The sequence below is a fragment of the Aliidiomarina sp. B3213 genome (assembly GCF_003290085.1).
Classification (GTDB): domain Bacteria; phylum Pseudomonadota; class Gammaproteobacteria; order Enterobacterales; family Alteromonadaceae; genus Aliidiomarina.
Map to the genome: position 1 here is coordinate 258,113 of NZ_QMKJ01000003.1, position 19,467 is coordinate 277,579.

At 46.8% G+C, this 19,467-nt stretch carries 20 protein-coding genes; 3 read left to right on the top strand and 17 right to left on the bottom strand.

Annotated features, from left to right (window positions below; translation table 11 throughout):
* Window positions 1-156: 156 nt before the first annotated feature.
* The 12 genes from DQX04_RS10625 to DQX04_RS10680 all read right to left on the bottom strand — a co-directional run bounded on the left by DQX04_RS10625 (window position 157) and on the right by DQX04_RS10680 (window position 9,418).
* The gene (locus tag DQX04_RS10625; protein ID WP_111915906.1) at window positions 157-1,752 is read right to left on the bottom strand and encodes a diguanylate cyclase domain-containing protein; all 1,596 of its coding nucleotides are present in this window, start codon (window positions 1,750-1,752) and stop codon (window positions 157-159) included.
* A 35-nt stretch (window positions 1,753-1,787) separates the two neighbouring features.
* Window positions 1,788-2,423, bottom strand: a complete 636-nt coding sequence (locus DQX04_RS10630) for a hemolysin III family protein (RefSeq protein WP_111916001.1) — start codon at window positions 2,421-2,423, stop codon at window positions 1,788-1,790.
* Window positions 2,424-2,462: 39 nt separating this feature from the next.
* A complete protein-coding gene (locus DQX04_RS10635) occupies window positions 2,463-2,723 on the bottom strand; it encodes a DUF3081 domain-containing protein (protein ID WP_111915907.1) in 261 nt (86 codons plus the stop codon).
* A 72-nt stretch (window positions 2,724-2,795) separates the two neighbouring features.
* Window positions 2,796-3,050 carry a hypothetical protein gene (locus DQX04_RS10640; RefSeq protein WP_111915908.1) on the bottom strand — a complete coding sequence of 85 codons (255 nt, stop codon included), beginning with the start codon at window positions 3,048-3,050 and terminating at the stop codon, window positions 2,796-2,798.
* A 56-nt stretch (window positions 3,051-3,106) separates the two neighbouring features.
* The gene (locus DQX04_RS10645) at window positions 3,107-3,829 is read right to left on the bottom strand and encodes an SDR family NAD(P)-dependent oxidoreductase (protein ID WP_207916337.1); all 723 of its coding nucleotides are present in this window, start codon (window positions 3,827-3,829) and stop codon (window positions 3,107-3,109) included.
* A gap of 3 nt (window positions 3,830-3,832) precedes the next feature.
* Window positions 3,833-4,024: a DUF2061 domain-containing protein gene (locus DQX04_RS10650; protein ID WP_111915909.1), complete on the bottom strand. Its 192-nt coding sequence runs from the start codon at window positions 4,022-4,024 to the stop codon at window positions 3,833-3,835.
* 113 nt (window positions 4,025-4,137) lie between these two features.
* Complete coding sequence (gene dtd, locus DQX04_RS10655) at window positions 4,138-4,584, bottom strand: D-aminoacyl-tRNA deacylase (RefSeq protein ID WP_111915910.1); 447 nt, start codon at window positions 4,582-4,584, stop codon at window positions 4,138-4,140.
* Window positions 4,581-5,474 carry a virulence factor BrkB family protein gene (locus tag DQX04_RS10660; protein WP_207916334.1) on the bottom strand — a complete coding sequence of 298 codons (894 nt, stop codon included), beginning with the start codon at window positions 5,472-5,474 and terminating at the stop codon, window positions 4,581-4,583. The genes dtd and DQX04_RS10660 overlap by 4 nt, the downstream gene beginning before the upstream one ends.
* A gap of 50 nt (window positions 5,475-5,524) precedes the next feature.
* On the bottom strand, window positions 5,525-6,415 hold the full coding sequence (locus DQX04_RS10665) for a GNAT family N-acetyltransferase (RefSeq protein WP_111915911.1): 891 nt from the start codon (window positions 6,413-6,415) through the stop codon (window positions 5,525-5,527).
* Entirely contained in the window at window positions 6,412-8,031 is a 1,620-nt protein-coding gene (locus DQX04_RS10670) for an NRDE family protein (protein WP_111915912.1), read from the bottom strand. Before DQX04_RS10670 ends, DQX04_RS10665 begins: the two co-directional genes overlap by 4 nt.
* Window positions 8,019-8,612, bottom strand: a complete 594-nt coding sequence (locus DQX04_RS10675; RefSeq protein WP_111915913.1) for a hypothetical protein — start codon at window positions 8,610-8,612, stop codon at window positions 8,019-8,021. Before DQX04_RS10675 ends, DQX04_RS10670 begins: the two co-directional genes overlap by 13 nt.
* Window positions 8,613-8,740: 128 nt before the next feature.
* Window positions 8,741-9,418 carry a spermidine synthase gene (locus DQX04_RS10680; protein ID WP_111915914.1) on the bottom strand — a complete coding sequence of 226 codons (678 nt, stop codon included), beginning with the start codon at window positions 9,416-9,418 and terminating at the stop codon, window positions 8,741-8,743.
* A 65-nt stretch (window positions 9,419-9,483) separates the two neighbouring features.
* Between DQX04_RS10680 and DQX04_RS10685 the strand changes: the two genes are divergently transcribed.
* Window positions 9,484-10,389, top strand: coding sequence for a bifunctional GNAT family N-acetyltransferase/hotdog fold thioesterase (locus DQX04_RS10685; protein ID WP_111915915.1), 906 nt, complete (start codon window positions 9,484-9,486; stop codon window positions 10,387-10,389).
* Window positions 10,390-10,454: 65 nt separating this feature from the next.
* On the opposite strand, the gene hutH is transcribed toward DQX04_RS10685, so the two are convergent.
* The 3 genes from hutH to hutC are packed head-to-tail and all read right to left on the bottom strand — an operon-like array spanning window position 10,455 to window position 14,396.
* Complete coding sequence (hutH, locus tag DQX04_RS10690) at window positions 10,455-11,975, bottom strand: histidine ammonia-lyase (protein ID WP_207801113.1); 1,521 nt, start codon at window positions 11,973-11,975, stop codon at window positions 10,455-10,457.
* Between the two features lie 10 nt (window positions 11,976-11,985).
* On the bottom strand, window positions 11,986-13,668 hold the full coding sequence (gene hutU / locus DQX04_RS10695) for a urocanate hydratase (RefSeq protein WP_111915917.1): 1,683 nt from the start codon (window positions 13,666-13,668) through the stop codon (window positions 11,986-11,988).
* A 5-nt stretch (window positions 13,669-13,673) separates the two neighbouring features.
* Window positions 13,674-14,396, bottom strand: coding sequence for a histidine utilization repressor (hutC, locus tag DQX04_RS10700; protein WP_111915918.1), 723 nt, complete (start codon window positions 14,394-14,396; stop codon window positions 13,674-13,676).
* A gap of 104 nt (window positions 14,397-14,500) precedes the next feature.
* Here hutC and hutI point away from each other — a divergent pair, with 104 nt between their 5' ends.
* Window positions 14,501-15,718 (top strand): imidazolonepropionase, encoded by a 1,218-nt coding sequence (hutI, locus tag DQX04_RS10705; protein ID WP_111915919.1) that lies wholly within the window; start codon window positions 14,501-14,503, stop codon window positions 15,716-15,718.
* Here hutI and DQX04_RS10710 read toward each other — a convergent pair.
* Entirely contained in the window at window positions 15,677-16,732 is a 1,056-nt protein-coding gene (locus DQX04_RS10710; RefSeq protein WP_111915920.1) for an arginase family protein, read from the bottom strand. The two genes, hutI and DQX04_RS10710, sit on opposite strands and share 42 nt — an antisense overlap.
* 4 nt (window positions 16,733-16,736) lie before the next feature.
* Window positions 16,737-17,222 (bottom strand): ribonuclease E activity regulator RraA, encoded by a 486-nt coding sequence (rraA, locus tag DQX04_RS10715; RefSeq protein WP_111915921.1) that lies wholly within the window; start codon window positions 17,220-17,222, stop codon window positions 16,737-16,739.
* A gap of 142 nt (window positions 17,223-17,364) precedes the next feature.
* Between rraA and DQX04_RS10720 the strand changes: the two genes are divergently transcribed.
* A complete protein-coding gene (locus tag DQX04_RS10720) occupies window positions 17,365-19,416 on the top strand; it encodes a bifunctional diguanylate cyclase/phosphodiesterase (protein ID WP_111915922.1) in 2,052 nt (683 codons plus the stop codon).
* The last annotated feature ends 51 nt before the right edge of the window (window positions 19,417-19,467 follow it).

Genomic DNA, 19,467 nt, shown 5'->3' on the forward strand with positions numbered 1-19,467 from the left:
TGTGCCCAGATCCGGAGTGCGACACTCGAGCCTAGTGACTATTTCCACATCGGATGCCTCAGCACCAGAAGACATTAATGCAAAAAGGTAGATAGATAGGAATATCCTTATCATTTCAATCAAACTCCGTCTCTCTGTCCGTAAGGTATTAAACCACTACCCCTCAACCCGATTCCTGCCGTTCTCTTTAGCCTTGTAAAGCAAATGGTCTACGTCGGTAAGTTGCTTGTCCCATGGTATGTTTTTATCGGTCTCGACTACACCGAAGCTACAAGTGAAACCTGGAATACCTTCTTCCCGCTCGGTTCTTTCCTCAATAAGTGCACGGAGGAACTCTGCTTTTTCTTGCGCTTTGTCTACCTTACCGCGCACTAACGCCATAAACTCTTCACCGCCCCAGCGGCAATAGGTATCGCCTCTTTGATTCTGTTCTTTAATTAGGCGTGCCATGAATTCTAGTGCTTTGTCGCCCACGTCATGACCAAACTGGTCATTAATTTTTTTGAAGTGGTCGATGTCGAACATTATTAACGAGTAGTCTCTTTTGACCCAAGGTGGCTTACGGCGAAAGTAAAACCGAGATTTAGGAGGGTTTTCATTTTGGGTAAGCGTATCAATCGCGACTTCTGAGAAATAACGACGATTCATAAGCCCTGTCAAGCCGTCGTAACGGGCTAAATGCTCAGCACCTTTCATTAATCGCCGTTGTCGGTAAAGCACCCACGCGAAAGCAATCGAAATGAGTAGAAATAGAGAAAGCTGAAGTATGTGCCCAGGTAAAGACTCTTTAATGTAGTTATAGTTACTCAAGCTAACCGCAAACCCTACGGGTTCTCGATTAACGCCGCCTCTAAGCACATTTAACTTAATGGAATACACACGATTGTTAAACCATGCGACACCAAAGTAATCTGTGTGATTTTCAATGGCACGAACAACACCACGACGGTCTGCAAATCTTTGAAGCAATCTTTGCTTTTCTTGGTAATCAATAATCGGCGACTCAAGATCGAGTTCGATAAGTTCGTTTTGCAGCAACAAGTGCGGGCTTAAAGCATAGTTGTGATAGTTACTCAGTTCTTCTTCGAAAACCTTACTTTCCACAACTCCACGGAATAACACGAAGTCGACGGTATCCTCTTGGCTTAGTTCATACACTCTTTTAAAACTTGCAAGCGAGTTTGAGATTTCCACACTTCCCACATGTTCATTTTGGTAGATCAGCGGATAAACATGGCGAAAGCCATTAAATACTCTGCCTTCCTCAAAACCATGAAAAGGCGTTTGCGTTGCATTCACATACTCAACGGTACTGCGAATACCTGTGAGGTCGTCACCGTATAAGCTAGGACGGTGGAATCTTAGAAAAGAATGGTTTGTGCGGGTGTGAAAATGCAGCTGTTGAATGTCTGCATCGCGCAGCGTTTCATAAAGCGGCTGTAACGCTTCATATAAGCTCTGCCTAGCCTCAACAACTTCGCTAGAATCTTCTGAATGTGCTTGCTGCATCAACGCTAGAATTCGAGGTTGATTGATTACCGAGTCGAAAATAGCGTCGGAAAAGCGCGCTGTGGCGACAACATTAAACTCGAAATTCTGATAACCAATATTGTGGTCGTTGCGCGCGAAGTTTCTAACTTCGTTGGCTATGGTAGCTATAAAGCTAAGGGCAAGGATAAGGAAAATGGTGGCGCTTCGAAATACAATCGTTCGAATAGGAACTTGACTGAACCTTTGCTTTGCATTCAACAATCGAAACGCCTGTTAGGCCATACTATATGAAAATATTAGCCTAAAATTACGCCATAAACCACTGCAAAGAAGTGCAAAACACTCGCGCTCAGTACAAACATGTGCCAGATAGCATGGTGATGCACAATCTGTTTTTTCACATAAAAAATAACGCCGAATGAGTAGCAAAGCCCGCCGGCAAGAAGCAGCAATAAGCCGGTCGCGTTCACGTTAGCGAGCATCGGTTTCATAGCAATAAGCGCCATCCAACCGAGGCCAAGGTATAAACTTACAGAAAGCCATTTCACGCGCTTTTTCTTCATGGTTTCTAAGAATACGCCGCCAATGGCTATACCCCAGATCACCCCGAATAATGACCAGCCCCAAGGGCCTCTTAAGTTCACGAGCAAGAAAGGTGTATATGTTCCGGCGATAAGAATAAAGATCATGGAATGGTCCATGAGCCTAAACACATGTTTAGCGCGTTCATTCGTAATTGCGTGATACAAAGTTGACGCTGTGTATAGCAACACGAGCGAAGCACCGTAAATAGAGGTACTTACTACTGTCCATACGTCGCCATAGGCAACTGACATCACAACCATCACCACGAGGCCGGCTATCGATAGTAGCGCACCTACCCCATGACTTACTGAATTCGCAATTTCTTCTGCAAGTGAATATGTCTTCATAAACTTTCTGGTCTGACCATCTGTGTATCGAGTGCCCATTTAACCATAGTTTTTGTCGATATATTGAAGTTTTTTAAGGAAGTTTTGGAAAGCACGCTCGGAATCATAGTCGAGGTGATAGGTATTGTGAAAGCCCGTATTCAATTTCACCTGATGGCCTTCCATATACACGGTATAACCGTCGTAATCTGTATATGCCGTTATATCCTCTAATACATGCTTGTCGTCTTTATTCTCACCATGTTCGCGAATTTTCTCGAACACTTGCAAAATAAATCGGGTACTCAATTCGTTTTTCATGCCATACCTCCACGTGTCTTATGTTTAGGTATGGCAACGAAGTGTATGAAATTCAAGAGCAAACGCTTTTAATTATTGGCCTTGGTGAGGGTGGCGACTACCGCGTTCTGTTTGTAAGTGACGGTGCGTGAGAATAAATGCATGAATAATTGAGAACATATAAAGTACAGGGCCCGCCGCATACGTTCCTGCCGGTCCGTCATTCGACGCTATAACCACGAACATAATCGCGAGCCCCCAAAGCACTAAACTTAGCAGTACTTGGAGCTTGTGCTGGCTTCGCCATACGCCTAACGGAGGTAAAATGAGGCTAATAATGTAATCCATAATTCATTCCTTCTTATTTTTCTCAAGCATGAATGAATATTGCACGAAGAACAAGACTACCAAGGTAAAGCGCTGCCGTCCCAGAACCAAAAACCTCCGGTTTGAGAAGGCGTTAGCCCTTCAATTACATTAAGCATACGCTCTGCTGTCTGTTCAGCAGTATAAAGCTTACCTTCGGGGATACGCTCTTGAAACGGTTTAGAGAGCTCCGAGTCTGTGGTGCCTGGGTGTATGGAGCTAATAACAAGCTTCTTGTGGGTCCGCTTAAATTCTATCGCAGCTGTTTTGAGAAACATATTTAAAGCAGCTTTTGATGCGCGGTAGCCGTACCAACCACCTAAATGGTTGTCTTCAATGCTGCCCACCTTTGCGCTGAGTTGAGCAAAGAATGCAGGGGAGTCCTTCGCCAAAAGAGGTTTGAGTGCTTGCAACAGCATCATGGGGAAAATGGCATTCACTTCAAAATACCGTGACAGCTGGGTTGCATTGAGGTGCTCTATTCTGCGCTCGGGCATGTTGTCGTTGTCGTGTAACCAACCAATGGTAGAGATGACGCCGTCAAACATGATGCCTTCTGTTTGCCATTGGCCCAAGCGTTCTTCCATAGCTTCTAGGCTATGCGGGGTTAAAAACCATTTAACTCGGTCTTGGTTTAACCCAGAAGGCTGCTTTTGTGCGCTGACCGCATACACCTCTGCGTCTGTGTGGCGCTTGAGTAGTTCTTCCACAAGAGCTTGGCCAATGCCACCACCGGCACCGTAAACTAAATACTTCAACATGATTTAGCTTACGGTAACCGAGCGCTTTTGCTCAAAGTGATTCCACGCTTTCTCGTGGAAAAAGTAGGCAACCGTGTTCACGGCTGGCTCAATTAATGCCACCAGTCCACCTAGAACCCAGTTTCCGGTGAGTAAATAAGTAATTGTGAAGGCAACGCTAAAATGTAGCACTGCGAAAGTCGCTGTTTTTTTCATAACCAAAGCTCCCCACTGCGTGTAGTTATACAACCTTATACGATTACACTTGATAATTAGATTCAATTTAATCGATTAAGATATTCGAGTAACCGTAGAGGCTTTAGGGTTATTTACTCAGCATTTGTTTTTAAATAGAAAGTAACCGGGCCGTCATTCACAATATGAACCTGCATGTCGGCTGCAAATTGGCCGGTGGCTACGGGTACGTCGTGTGCTCTTAGTGCGTCACAAAATACATGGTACAAGCGCTGGGCAGAGGCTGGAGATCCAGCAGAAGAAAAGCTAGGCCGGCGGCCTTTTCGTGTGTCTGCCGCTAAGGTGAATTGAGAAACAACTAACACCTCGCCTTGAATGTCCTTCACGTCTAAATTCATTTTATCTTCGTGATCAGAAAAAATACGGTAACTGGATATTCTGCGCGCCAGCTCAATGGCTTGAGCATCGGTGTCTGTTTTTTCTACTCCAAGGAACACCAAAACACCTTGGCCAATTTGCCCTACCACTTCTTTCTCTACTTCTACGCGCGCCTCTTGGACACGCTGAATTAAGCCAATCATTCAGACTCCTCTGCTGGAATATCGTCGTATCTTTCTGGGTCGAAATAATCTTCAATAGTTGCCGCGAAAACAGCACCGAATAGAATAACGATCCAAGACAAATAAATCCAAACTATCAGAATAGGAATGGTTGCGAGCGCACCATATAAGAGCTCGTAGGAAGGAAAGTGTTTTAAGTATGCCTCGAAGCCATTTTTAGCAAACTCAAATAATATTGCTGCCACTGCTGCGCCCCACCAAGCATGCCGAATACGCACAACTTTATTGGGCACGGTTACATACAAAAGTAAGAACGCTACAAACATAGACAACACGGGCACTAAGCTCAGTAGCCCTGCTCGGAACCCTTGTACATACTCGTCTGCGGTTGCTGCTAACGAGAATAAATAACCGCTTACAGCCACGCTAACGGCAACCAAAACTGGCCCCAAGGTAATTACCATCCAATACACCGCAAGAGAAATAATCATGCGGCGACGTTGGTGCACTCGCCAAATAGAATTTAAGGCACGGTCTATTGCCGAGATCATCAATAATGCGACCAAAAATAGAAAAGACACACCCACGACGGTCATTTGGTTAGCGTTGGCTACAAAGCGATTAAGATAAGCTTCAATAGCTTCGCTACTGGTAGGAATAAGGTTCGACAACAGTGTTTCTTGAATATCTTCTCGAAGGCCGTCGAACATTGGAAAAGCTGCAAAAACCGAAAAGATGACAGCCAACAACGGCACTAACGAGAGTAAAGTAACATAAGTCAGATGACCGGCAGTCACGTTAATGCGTTCGTCACGAAACCGGTTCCAGCAAAACACCAGAAAGTCACCGCTGCGCTTCATTACGTCTAATGCTTGGTCCTGCCAGGTTTCTTTTTCAGAATTGTCTTCCACGCCATGTCCTTGAGTTGAAGCTACTAGGCTATTCACCCTCTCAATATAAGCTAACGCGTGAATTTCTCCAAAACTTCAGCGGGTATAGCCTTTATGGGCACCACGATACCTAACTCAAACGCCTCACCAAAATCTGCGTCTAAAGCCGTTTGCCCCATATAAATGTTGGCACCTAGCCCCATGTAACTTTGCAAGATAGGTGGTACACGTTCGCCCAACGCGTCCAAAGCCTCTTTCAACCGTTGAATACGTTGGTTTGAGCTTTCGGAATCGACTTGCTGGACTGCCTTTGCAACTTCCGAGCGACTAGAAAACTGTAACCCTGATTTTGCTGTGAGTAGTGGTGTGGTTGGTGCGTACCAAGTTTCGCAATAACCAACGATGGTGTTGAGTACGTCTTCGCCTAAGGTTTTATAAAGCGTGACGTTACCGAAGAAGCAAGACATTTGAGGGTATGCTTGAATAAGTGCACCAAGACCCTGCCAAACGGCAAAGAAGCCCAAAGTTTTCTTTTTTGCTTCTGGGTTCACGACCGAGCGACCAAGTTCTATAGCGTTCGGCAACCATTTACTACGAAATTCATCAGAGTAGTCGAATAGCGTCGAAGTTCTTAACCATGCGTCACCGCCTTCTACAGCGTGCTCACCTTTTTGAAAGCGATACAAAGCCACGATTTGAAGATTTACCGGATCCCAAACCACAAGCTGCAAATAACCCAAAGCGCCTGTGTCTAAAGAATCTAAGTCCCGTTCTTCGCCCCTACCTGCGCCAGCTTGGCGAAACACCAGCTCACGAATTCTGCCAATTTCCAACATGATGTTAGGACACTCGTCACCATGAAGCTGATAAATTTCCAAGCCTCGGAAGGCTTTCAAAGGTTCGATTTGATTAAATTCTGAAGCTAATGCTTCAGCAGGTATAGGTTGTGCAATTGGCTTCATGGCGTATTTCCAACTAATGCATAACTTTTCTGTTTTAAGAGTTCCCCAGCAATTCGGCTAGCCACGATTTGACTCAAATCACTCTGACTTAACGGCTTTGCGCAGTGCAAGTGAAATTGTTTACATGCGGGCTTCATGAGTTCGCGCACTAGAAGCAGCATTTCAATATTCATATTTACACCGAAACGCTTTCTTATCGCCGCCAATGTGTCGAACCATTTCGAGTTATGCGCTTTAATATGTAGCGGCACCACAACTCGGTTATGTTTCAATGCGAGTTTGGCCGGTACGCCCGACCATTCGCCATCGTCCAGCTGTCCTTTCCCATCTCGCCGTGCTGTTTTTCCGGACGGGAAAACCATAAGCGGTGCGCCACTCGCGAACACCTCTTGTAGCGGTTGCAGGGCCGCCCGTTTATTGCCAAACACATTGACTGGAGTAATCCATGGTGTCAGATGCGTTATCTGCTTGAGCACATCGTTTGCCGCCACTTTTAGTTCAGGGTAACGCTTGTGTAACGCAGCCATGAGAACAATACCGTCGACGCCACCGGTGGGGTGATTACAGACAAATATCGGTCTTTGCTCAGCTGAAGGCCAGCTCTCGCTATGTACCTTTAGCTCCACGCCTAACTCGTTGAGAGCTGCGTCACAAAACGCTTGCGGTGGCGCATGATCGAATCTAGAGAAAAGTTCATTCAACGGTTTTTCACGCAAAACGCGCTTGATTACCGCTAGGCTTCCTTTCGGCAAAGATGCCAACAAAGCAGGCGCCTTTTCTTCAAATAATGCTTCAAATTGAATACGTGTTTGCCACGGCGCGTTGCCGTGAAACTGAGCGTTAATATACAAGCTGTCTTTTATGTCTAAACGGTATTCCACTTCACCACGTTGCTCATACGTTAGCTGCTCATCAGGGTGCCCATCAAAATAATGCATCACCGTTTGCTTCGGCGTTATTTGAAGCGTTGTGGTACTTACGGTCATGGCATCGTTGCGTTTCATCGCAACACCAAATCCACCGCCTTTGGGTTTAGCAGAACGAAGTAAATGTAAGTGCTCACTTTCGTTGGTCACTTTGGCTAAGGCATCTTTTAAATAGCGGGCGCGAACTTTAGGAATATGCTTAGACTGCCACGCTGAAGTACTTAAATAACCACTGGTCAGGTGCTTCTGGCTAAGCTTGTGGCCATTCCATGTCCAGCACACAGGGTGTTGTGCGCCAGCAAATAGTAGCAAATGAAAAGGCGCATAACGCTTGATGTCTTCCGCGTTTAATTGTTTCTCTGCCGCCAAAAAATTTGTACAACCGGCCAAAGCTTTCACGAGTAATCCGCGGCTACGCGCACCTTCTAACTTATGGAACTCGGCTTCAGCTTCATAATTATTCAAAAGCGCAACAGTTAAGCCAAATTCGTTGGTGGCTATCCAACTTCCTTGACCCTGTGGATCGACAGGCATTAAGAGTCGGCAGTCTGACGCTTCAAAATATTGCGGAGGCAAAGCACGAACCCGAGTTCGGCTCTCGTCTCGGTTCGCGACAATGTACAGGCGGGGTTCAACGGGTTGGTTGTCGGTTTCTTTCTCAGCAACAATTCGCCAAGTTATCGTGCACATGCTTTCCCTTTCGCTTGGATAGGTTGCACCTTCTGATTTGCTTGCGCACGCAATGTGGAAGGGTGAACACCGAAACTCTCTGCAAGCTCATAACCTAACTGAACAGCTTGTTGCTTAATGAGCGCTAAATGATGAGCTGTATGGCTATACAAAAATGCCATTTCACGCCCCACGCTGGACAGCACCTCGACTTGTCCTGCGCACTCTTTTAACTTCAACGGTTTCTTCTCGTTGAGATTAGCGCTATTCATGGTTTTACGAATGGTTGCAAGCCAGTATTTAGCCGCGTCTATATTCTTTTCTGCAGGATGGTTTCTTGTTCTAGCTTCGTAGTTTAACGTGTCTTGGGATGTGTGAAGCTGGCAAGCTTGCAAGAACAGGTCGTAATGATTCAATACATGGCGAACATGGCTGGAAATGGCTGACGCTCCTGAATATGCGTCGGAACGGCTGTAGTCTTGCGGACGAAGTTGGTTGAGCAAAAGCTCTAACCAGTCCAACTGGCGCTTATTTTCTTCTACTAACAACTGTTCCTTTGGCTCGACTAACGCTTCCTTTGCAGACACGTCCTTTAAAGACATAAATAATCTCCCAGCGGAAAACTAAAAACTTATTTATTTTTAGCCTGTTATACCTTCACAATATGACACTTTTAAGAAATACACACCCCTTTGTGACCTATTTATTAACCAATAGTTTAGTTTTTATTTCATTCACTTCGCTGAAACTGCAGTATTTTATTCCGGTAGCCTTCAACTCTGCTCACATTGAACTGCCAGCCTTTTAATTCGGGTACGCCTTCTAAAAACCTTTCTATATCAGTGTTTTCATGTAAGTGCGGTAACCAATTCACCACCAGCCAACCATTATTCGCCACACATGCGGCGCACTTTGCCAGCAGAGGCCGTTGTATTTTGTCGTAGACGTCACAAAGTACTAGATCGAATTTTCTGGCATCGTTTTTTCCTAACCAGTCTGCAGCGTCGGCACACACAATTTGATGTCGGTGATGAGGAATTTGCGGAGCAAAAAAGTCGAGATACAAATCGATAACGTCGATAGAGCGCTCTAATGTGGTCCATTGCATTTGGGGAAAATACTGCTGTGCATGCGCTAATGCAGAGCCTCCGCCCAATCCCATTTCAAGTACCTGCGCGTTCTCTGGTAGCTCGCCTAAAACTTTCAGCAATTGCCTTTGATGTGGAAACAATAATGTAAAAGGTTCTGCTTTATACTGAATAGACTGAACAGCGCCATTTAATACTAAAAGACGATATTCTTGATTCTCTAATACGACTAATCTAACCTCGCTATTCCCTTTGAACGCGACGATGTCTGAAGAGCTAATAATATTTTCTAGGGCTGGTGCGTCTAAATATTGAGTCAATGCAAAGCCTCTTTACGGGAATAACTCCATAGAGACTTAGTGTATGTGTTTGAAACAGGAAGGCAATGAGTAAAACTTCAGTCGTTATACCGCACAGTGAAGAAACGTTTGAACGCTACTACGACTTGCGTTGGCGAGTGCTGCGTAAACCCTTTAAAAGGCCACGCGGTTCTGAAAAAGACGAATACGATCAAGTCGGCGAACACCGCATGCTAGTCAACAGCAAGGGCGAAGCTATCGGTGTAGGGCGCATTCACTTTAATAGCCCAGAAGAAGCGCAAATACGCTTTATGGCGGTAGACCCTAAAGTGCAAGGCGAAGGACACGGTGTAAACCTTATTTACGCGCTCGAGTCTGCTGCGAAAGAACAAGGTGCGGAACGCGTTATTATTAATTCTCGAGAAAATACACTAGGGTTTTACATCCGCTGTGGCTATGAGCTGAAAGAAGAAGCGGATACGGTAAAAAATCCACAAGCTGAACACCAGTTAGTGAAGGCGTTGGACAAACCCGACTACATCGTTTATCGACCTACATGGTGCGAAGACCTGCAAAACGTATGGCACAAAGAAATACCGATTACCGAAGCTATGGGTATTCGTATTTATCAATATACCGGTAGAACATTCGAACTTCGCGCACCACTAGCACGCAACATTAACGTGCACCAAACCATGTTTGCAGGCAGCATATATACCCTCGCAACGCTTGCCGGTTGGGGCATGATTCAGCTGCACATGCAGGAAGAAAATATTGAGGGCGGTATCGTGCTTGCCGACGCCAATATCGAATACAAAATGCCTGTCGAGAGTGAACCCCGTGCGATATCGACCATGAGCGACATGGAAGGCGACTTCACGGCCTTGCAGCAAGGCAAAAATGCTCATTTAACACTGACGGTAGCCGTGTATGACGGCGACGACTTTGCCGCCATGTTTACCGGACACTATGTGGTTAAGGCTAAAAGATAGAAATAAAAAAGCGACCTAACCCAACCGGTTAGGTCGCTTTACTGCTAAGACTTAAAACTAAGAACTTAAAGCTTAATTTCACACAATGGTGAAAGATCGCCACTGCGAATTAGGCTTGTAATTGCTTTAATATCCGGTGAAAAGTAGCGATCTTCGTCATAAAACCCTACTTTTTCTCGAACTTTAGCGAACGCTGCTTCTATCGTAATAGAGCTTTTCAACGGACGTCTAAACTCTAATCCTTGAGCCGTACCAAGTAATTCTACTGCAACAATAGCCGCAGTATTTTCGGCAATATCTTCTAAGCGACGCGCAGCAAATGTAGCCATAGACACATGATCTTCTTGGTTCGCTGAAGTCGGCAAACTGTCTACCGAAGCTGGGTGCGCAAGCGTTTTGTTTTCAGACGCAAGTGCAGCTGCAGTAACCTGAGCCAACATAAATCCAGAGTTCACACCGCCGTTTTCAACTAGGAAAGGAGGTAGGTTACTCAAGTTTTTATCGACCAGCAGTGCAATACGGCGCTCTGAAAGTGCACCAATTTCACTGCACGCTACAGCCAAGGCGTCTGCCACAAGCGCAACCGGTTCTGCGTGGAAGTTACCACCCGAAAGAATATCTTGGTCTTCACTAAACACTAATGGATTGTCGGTTACGCCATTAGCTTCGCGTTCTAAAATAGTTGCCGCGTAACGAATTTGGTCCCAAACAGCTCCCATGACTTGCGGTTGGCAACGCAGTGAATAAGGGTCTTGTACCTTGTCACAGTTTTCATGTGACTGACCTACTTCACTGGTTTCAGCAAGAATACGACGAAGTTCCGCCGCTACGTCTTGCTGGCCTAATTGACCACGTACACCATGAATACGCGCATCAAATGGAGTTCTAGAACCAAGCGCAGCTTCTACCGCCATACCACCAGCCAACAAGCCCGCGCGGAATACGTCTTCAATCGCAAATAGGCCGTGCAAAGCCAAAGCCGTTGAAGCTTGCGTACCATTCAACAATGCCAAGCCTTCTTTTGGTGCAAGCGTCATAGCTTCAAGACCAATAAGCGGCAACACCTCTGAAGAAGGCTTTACTTCGCCTTGATAGCGAATTTCACCTTCGCCTAAAAGCGGTAACACCATGTGTGCTAGTGGCGCTAAGTCACCACAAGCACCCACAGAGCCCTTTTCCGGCACGCAAGGGTAGGCTTCTTTTTCTAACATCGTCAGAAGGAATTCCATCACCTGCGGGCGAATACCCGAAAAGCCGCGTGCTAATGAGTTAATCTTCAAGACCATCATTAAGCGCACGACAGAGTCTGCCATGAGCTCACCTACGCCAGCAGCATGAGACAATACGATACGGCGTTGCAAGTCGGCTAATTGATCAGGCTGAATGCGTGTGTTCGCAAGCAAACCAAAACCGGTGTTAATACCATACACCACACGACCTTGCGAAAGTACGTCTGCAACAGTTTGCGCCGACTTCTCAATATCTTGCCAAGCTTCGTCTGCGAGCTCTAAAGCAACCGGGTTACGGCTAACAAAGTGAAGGTCTTCTAAGGTTAAATGACCTGGTTTTAAAGCAATCTTTTTCATCATAAAACTCCTACTTCTGACCGCCCGTAATCATAGGTAAGTCAAGGTCGCATTCTTTCGCGGTGTCTTTTGCAATGTCGTAACCCGCGTCTGCGTGGCGCATTACACCCGTGCCTGGATCGTTCCACAATACACGGCGTAAACGTTGCTCTGCTTCGTCTGTACCGTCGGCAACAATAACTACGCCTGAATGTTGCGAATAGCCCATTCCAACACCACCGCCGTGATGCAAGCTTACCCATGTAGCACCGCCCGCCGTATTCAATAGAGCGTTCAATAACGGCCAGTCTGAAACTGCGTCAGAACCGTCCATCATAGACTCTGTTTCACGGTTAGGACTTGCAACAGAGCCAGAGTCGAGGTGATCACGACCAATCACAATTGGTGCTTTCAGTTCACCGTTGCGAACCATTTCATTGAACGCCAAACCTAAGCGCGCACGGTCTTTCAAACCCACCCAACAAATACGTGAGGGTAGTCCTTGGAACGCTATACGCTCTTTCGCCATATCTAGCCAGTTGTGCAAATGCGCATCGTCGGGCATAAGTTCTTTTACTTTCTGGTCTGTTTTATAAATATCTTCCGGGTCTCCAGAAAGCGCTACCCAACGGAATGGGCCAATACCTTGGCAAAATAGTGGGCGAATGTACGCAGGTACAAAGCCGGGGAAGTCGAATGCGTCGCTCACACCAACGTCTTTCGCCATTTGGCGGATGTTGTTGCCGTAATCTAGTGTTGCCGCGCCACGCTCTTGCAGCTTAAGCATCGCTTTCACCTGCACAGCCATGCTTTCTTTCGCCGCTTTCACTACCGCAGCTTCGTCTTGTTCACGACGCTCTGCAGCCTGAGCCATAGTCCAACCTTGTGGCAGGTAACCATTTAAAGGATCGTGAGCACTAGTTTGGTCGGTCACTACGTCTGGAGTAACGCCACGTTTAACTAGCTCGTCGTATACGTCGGCTGCGTTTGCGAGTAATCCCACAGACACCGGCTTACCTTCTTTATTAGCTTGTTCAATACGTGCGAGCGCACTATCTAAATCAGTCGCTTTTTCGTCTACGTAGCGAGTGCGAATACGGAAGTCGATTCGGCTTTCGTCTACTTCACATGCCAACATACTGAAACCAGCCATGGTTGCCGCAAGTGGCTGCGCGCCACCCATTCCACCAAGACCGCCAGTAAGTACCCACTTACCGCTAGCGTCGCCATTAAAGTGCTGGCGAGCAACCGCTCCGAATGTTTCGTAGGTGCCTTGCACAATGCCTTGCGAACCAATGTAAATCCATGAACCGGCGGTCATTTGCCCGTACATCATCAAACCTTTGCGGTCGAGCTTGTTAAAGTGCTCCCAGTTCGCCCACTGCGGTACTAAATTTGAATTAGCAATAAGTACACGGGGTGCGTCTTTGTGCGTAGGAAATACGCCAACAGGCTTGCCGCTTTGAACTAGCAAGGTTTGGTCGTCTTCTAAACGGTCCAGTACTTCAACGATACGGTCGTAACATTCCCAGTTACGCGCCGCACGGCCAATTCCACCGTACACCACTAGACCTTGCGGGTGCTCCGCAACTTCTTCGTCTAGGTTATTCATCAGCATGCGTTTCGCAGCTTCGGTTTGCCAGCTTTTCGCAGTGCGTTCGCTACCGCGCGCTGCACGAATTTTGCGCGAGGTATCTAGGCGCGTCGATTTCATGCTATTTACTCCTCTACCTTTTTTCTGGGGGCGCGGAAGGTCATATGTCCACCGAGCCGGAATCTTGAACCTGGGTGCGTTAACGTGGCTTGACTTACAACTCCGTCTCGACACCAGGTACGTCTATGAATTTGTAGGCATGGCTCCGGCTCATTAAGCTGCAACCACTTCATTAATTGTTGGTCTGGCGCCATCGCTTCAATTTGATGGCTCGCCTCTGTCAGCGGTGTGACTTCGCACAAGTATTCGTGCGGTGTATGCTCGCTAAAGTCTTGGTCGCCGTAGTCGGGTACTAATCTAGGATTCACATAACGGTCTTCCACCTGTACCGGCTGACCGTTTTCATAGTGAACAATCACCGAATGCCATACGTCTGAGTCGATAGGCACATGCAAGAAGGTGGCAAGCGCTGGATAAGCCGGCACTTTCTCCATTTTCACTACCCGAGCAGAGTGCTGGTGCTGACGCATGCGTATTTCGTCGGCGATATTTCGAATCGTTAACAACGCAGACTGCGATTTCAACGGCGCAACAAAAGTGCCAGACCCTCGAGTACGCGTGACCAGACCTTCGTCGCATAACTCTTGTAAAGCTCTGCGCGCGGTCATACGACTCACGTGGAATTGATTCGCCAGGGCATTTTCAGAACTCACCGAGTGGTATTCAGGCCACTCGCCGCTCTCTATTTTCTGGTAAATATGCTCTTTAATGCTTTCGTACTTGGTCATCCTGAAGTCCCCCGCTTCATTCCAACCCAATCCATTGTTTGGTGTGCTATACTGTTGTATATACAATAGCAAAGAAATTCTTTTTTGTCAGCTTCGGAGTCTTTATGCCAACCTTGATAGAGAACGTTACTGTTGCCACTATGCAGTCTTCTGATAACAACCCTCTAGGCGTTATAGAGCATGGTGCGCTAGTTTTTTCACAAGGTGAAATAGAGTGGGTTGGGCCACAGTCGCAGCTACCCGACAACTATAAAAACTTGTCTAATCGCATTGATGGTGAAGGCCAGCTGCTTACACCCGGACTTATCGACTGCCACACTCACTTAGTATGGGGTGGAAACCGTGCCAACGAATTCAAACAACGTTTACATGGAGCCACCTACGCAGAAATAGCAGCTGCTGGGGGCGGCATTAAATCCACCGTAAAAGCCACACGCGAAGCAAGTGAAGAGCAACTTTTCGAAGACGCTTTGCTGCGCGCGGAAGCTCTTATTGAGCAGGGCGTAACCACTATCGAAATTAAATCTGGGTATGGCTTAAACCTAGAAGACGAATTGAAGCAGCTTCGTGTGGCAAGACGTTTAGGTAAAACCTTACCCGCTCGAGTTGTCACCACATTATTAGCCGCGCACGCGCTACCTCCCGAATATAGCGACCGCGCCGACGACTATATCGACCATGTGTGTAACGTTATTATTCCTGCGGCGGTAGAAGCTGACTTAGCTGACGCTGTAGACGTATTCTGCGAAACAGTGGGCTTCACGCGCCAACAGTCTGAACGCGTATTTGAGGCCGCAAAAGCCCATGGCTTACCGGTGAAAATTCACGCCGAACAGCTAAGCGACCAAGATGGTGCAGCACTCATGGCAAGCTTTAACGGTTTGTCTGCAGATCATTTAGAGTATCTTTCTCAACAAGGTATCGAGCAAATGGCTAAAGCAGGCAGTGTTGCTGTACTACTTCCAGGTGCTTTTTATTTCTTGCGTGAAACAAAGTTACCACCTATTGAAGCATTGCGAGAAGCTGGTGTGCCCATTGCTATCGCCACCGACGCAAACCCGGGGTCTTCACCTATTGTGAACCTGCCATTGATGATGCACTTCGCATGTACATTATTTCAGCTGACTCCTGAAGAAGCGTGGTTAGGTGTGACCAAACATGCAGCAAAGGCTTTGGGGCAAAGCGACGTTGGGGTGTTGGCCAAAGGATACAAAGCCGACATGGCATTATGGAATATGGAAGCGCCAGAAATGATCTGTTACGAGTTTGGTGTTCAGCGTCTAACGCAAAGGTTCGCTAGCTCTTCTTCCTCGGCCGCGTAGCCAAGCAATCAGAAGTTCACTTAACAACTGACCCGCGTGTTGCATTCCTGCATCTATACCTGCGGGGTGACAACTCGGTGCAGCTTCCGCCAAGTGAAGATATTTGGCTTCAGGTAACGACGCTAAATCAGACACAAAGCTATATGCTTGAGCCACGGATACGCCGGTAGTGTTGTATGCACTCGCCGGCGCAAACTGAATAGCGTCGACATCAACTTCAACACCTAGCGGTGCTTGCCATGCTATCGCCTTGGCCGTTACGTCGCGCATCGCGTCAGTGAATTGCATATCGTATAAATGATGAATGCTGTGATAGCGAAAACCTGCGTCTGCAAGATTTTTTAATGTAGTTGCCGAGTTTTTGCCCTCATGCAACGACATGACGTGGTAATAACCTAATGCTCCTTCGGTGTAAGCGTAACTAAAACCATTTCCGCTATGTCGTCCTTCTCTCGGACGAAAATCGGAATGAGGGTCTAGGTTAATTGCGCCGACTGGAACGCCTACAGCTTGGTGTAATGAGGTTAGCAACGGATAAGCGTTATTATGACCACCACCGACTAGCACCACTTCAAAGCCAGCGTTGAATAGCGGAGCCACCACGTGCTGCACTCTTGTGTCTAATAAAGCAACAAGCTCACGCAGTCTAAGTAGTTCATGGGGCTTACTGACATCGAGTTGTTCCGCCTCCAACATAAGGTCGGTAGTGTCTACATTACCCACTAGAAGCAAGTCTTGTAGTGGCAATGCATGCGTTGACTGCAAGTTGAGAAAGCTTTTCAAAAAAGCATTCCAACCGTCTTGCGCACCACCGTTACCTAAGTTTGCCCGAGGCCCAATACACTCTGGAACTCCTAAAATAGCAACACGCTGGCCAGCACTATACGCACTGGCTAACGCCGCCGAATAAGACTCTGCTTTCGGTAATAAAGGAACCGCTTGGCCAACCTTAGTTTCGTTATCTCTCGGCTTAACCCATTCCTGCGGGTCTACAGCCTGCACAAACTCGTACATCGGTTTATTCGATATCTAATGGCTCAGGAGACAAAATAACGCCTGTGTTGTCGGCGTAAATGTGGTCGTCAGGTAAGAAGGTTACGCCGCCAAAGTTCACGGGGATGTCAGACTCGCCCACACCCTCCGAGCCAGCGCCAACTGGAATTGAAGCAATGGCTTGGATACCAATTTCAATGTCTTCAATCGCGTCGACGTCGCGCACACAACCGTAACAAATTATGCCTTCCCAGTCGTTTTCTAAGGCTAACTCAGCCACATTAATATCGATTAATGCGCGTCGCATGGAGCCGCCACCGTCTACAAGCAACACTTTTCCTGTACCTTCTTGCGCAAGTACGGTTTCGATGACGCCTTTGTCTTCATGACACTTCACCGTGACAATTTGACCACCAAACGAACTTAATCCGCCGTAGTTAACGAACATTGGCTCAACCACGTCTACGAGGTCAGCGTATAAGTCACATAATTCAGAGGTGTTATATTCCATGGGAAGCTCCTGAAAGGGAAAGTTTCTGCGCACAGTATAACCATGAAAACGCGCATTTACACCGCTTAGGTTGATTTTATCCGGTAAAACTCGTTAAATCGTGTAATGAGTTCTTTACCTTACCGCAAAGCTTAATTCTTCTATGGCGATTTCTACCACATTAATTGCAAGCTCAAGTTATGCCGGACAAGCTTTACTTATGTTCGGTTTTGCCGTGCTATTGCTGTTTTATTATCGCCAATATAAGCGCAGTTACCTCCGGTTTTGGTCGTATGCAACGTTCTACTATTCATTAGGCTGTGCAGCTAATTTCATACGCTTAGTAGGTTTTGACTTCGACTGGTTTTCAGACAACACCTTATTCTATTTAAAGCATTTTCACATTAGCGCATTTTATGTAGCACTTGCTTCGTTAGTTATAGGCGCGGTCGATATTATTCGAAATAAGCTACCCCGTAAGAAAGTGCGCTGGCTCATATACGCGATTAGTATTGTAGGTGGCGTTGCACCGATTTTCTTTACTGAGCCTGCGTCAGGTCTTGAAGTTGTTTCTTACGGCGACGATGCGATGTTCTTGATCACAGGCCTCGCCCTGTTACTCGCAGGGATTATCATTTGGCTAGTCACCAAAGCGGGGCTAGGACCAAAACTTATCGCCTTCTCGTTCATAGTGCATGGGCTTAAGAACTTGGGCGTATTAGGTGCTCTGTTGTTTCTTAGCCTTAATGGCCTAAATGAAGTCGTGTGGGCATTACAAGGCTACTTCAACATGGTTTCTGTCGTGGTTGTGGTGCTGGGTATTACCATTTGGCTGCTCGACAGTGAAAGACACCATGCGCTCAGCGCCATTCAACAAGCCGACTTTCTCGGTAGGCACGACGCACTTACGCAGCTTCCTAACCGCGAAGAGCTCATGACCAAGCTCCCACTATTCATCGATTCGTGTAGAGCAAGCGACCGACAGCTGTCGATTGTGATGATCGGTGCAGACCGTTTTAAGGCCATTAATGACACGTTAGGTATGAAGGGCGGCGACAGAGTTCTTGTTGAAATTAGTGACCGCTTGAAAGCTTTGCCTTACCGTCAAATTTTCCAAGCCAGAATTAGTGGCGACGTGTTTGTTATTGTATTTGATCACCTCAAACGCTTGTCATTACTGCAGGAACTAGGACAAAACATACATGACCGTCTGCAAGACACTATGCACATAGATGGCCGCGAGCTTTCTGTTTCTTGCAGTGTGGGAGTTTCTCGATATCCTCAGCACGGCAGCCGTGCAGAAACATTAGTCAGTAAAGCAAACATAGCACTGGCGAATGCAAAGCTTTCTAGCAACCCGTCCGTGATGGTTTATCAACGCGGAATGGACGAGCATTACATAAGGCTTGCAGACATCGAGCCGGAATTACGCCGCGCATTTGCACAAGACGAGTTTTTCATTCAATTACAGCCCATTTTTAGTGGCCGTAGACAAGCTTTAACCTGCTTTGAAGCCCTAGTACGTTGGCAACATCCTATCCGTGGCTTATTAGGACCAGGCGAATTCCTGCCATTTATCGAGCAGCTCGGCATGATTTCAGATTTGGACGACTGGGTTCTAGCTCGCTGCGCAAAACTTATTTATGAATGGCGAAAAGCTGGCGAAAGAACCGTACCCATTGCCGTAAACTTGGGTGCTCGTCAGTTCCAAAACAACCGACTCACTTCCCACATTCAGAAACTTTTCCAGCAATACGAACTGAAAGCAACAGACTTAGAGCTAGAAATCACAGAAAGTGTCGCTGTTTCAGACATGACCACAGGTTTGAACGTATTAAGTGAACTCAGAGAGATGGGCATTCGCATTTCTATCGACGACTTCGGCACTGGTTACTCGTCGTTGTCTTATTTGCGCAGACTTCCGTTTGACCGAATTAAAATAGACCGTAGCTTTGTTCATGAAATGCTAGAAGGCGACTCTAACCTCACGATTGTAAGAACTCTAGTTCAACTCAGTCATGGCTTGCGCAAAACCGTCATTGCCGAAGGTGTAGAAACCCACGAACAGCTCGCCACTTTACTTGACCTGGGTTGTGACTCGGCTCAAGGCTATTTGCTCTCGCCACCGGTGAACACTTCAGAGGCACGAGAAATTCTTAAAAAGCATTGGAAAACCTGGGGCGAAGTGAATTTCAGCCTAATTAGCGAGAAATAAAAAAGCGGGCAAGTTTCCATGCCCGCTCTACATTTCAAATACTTCCTGATT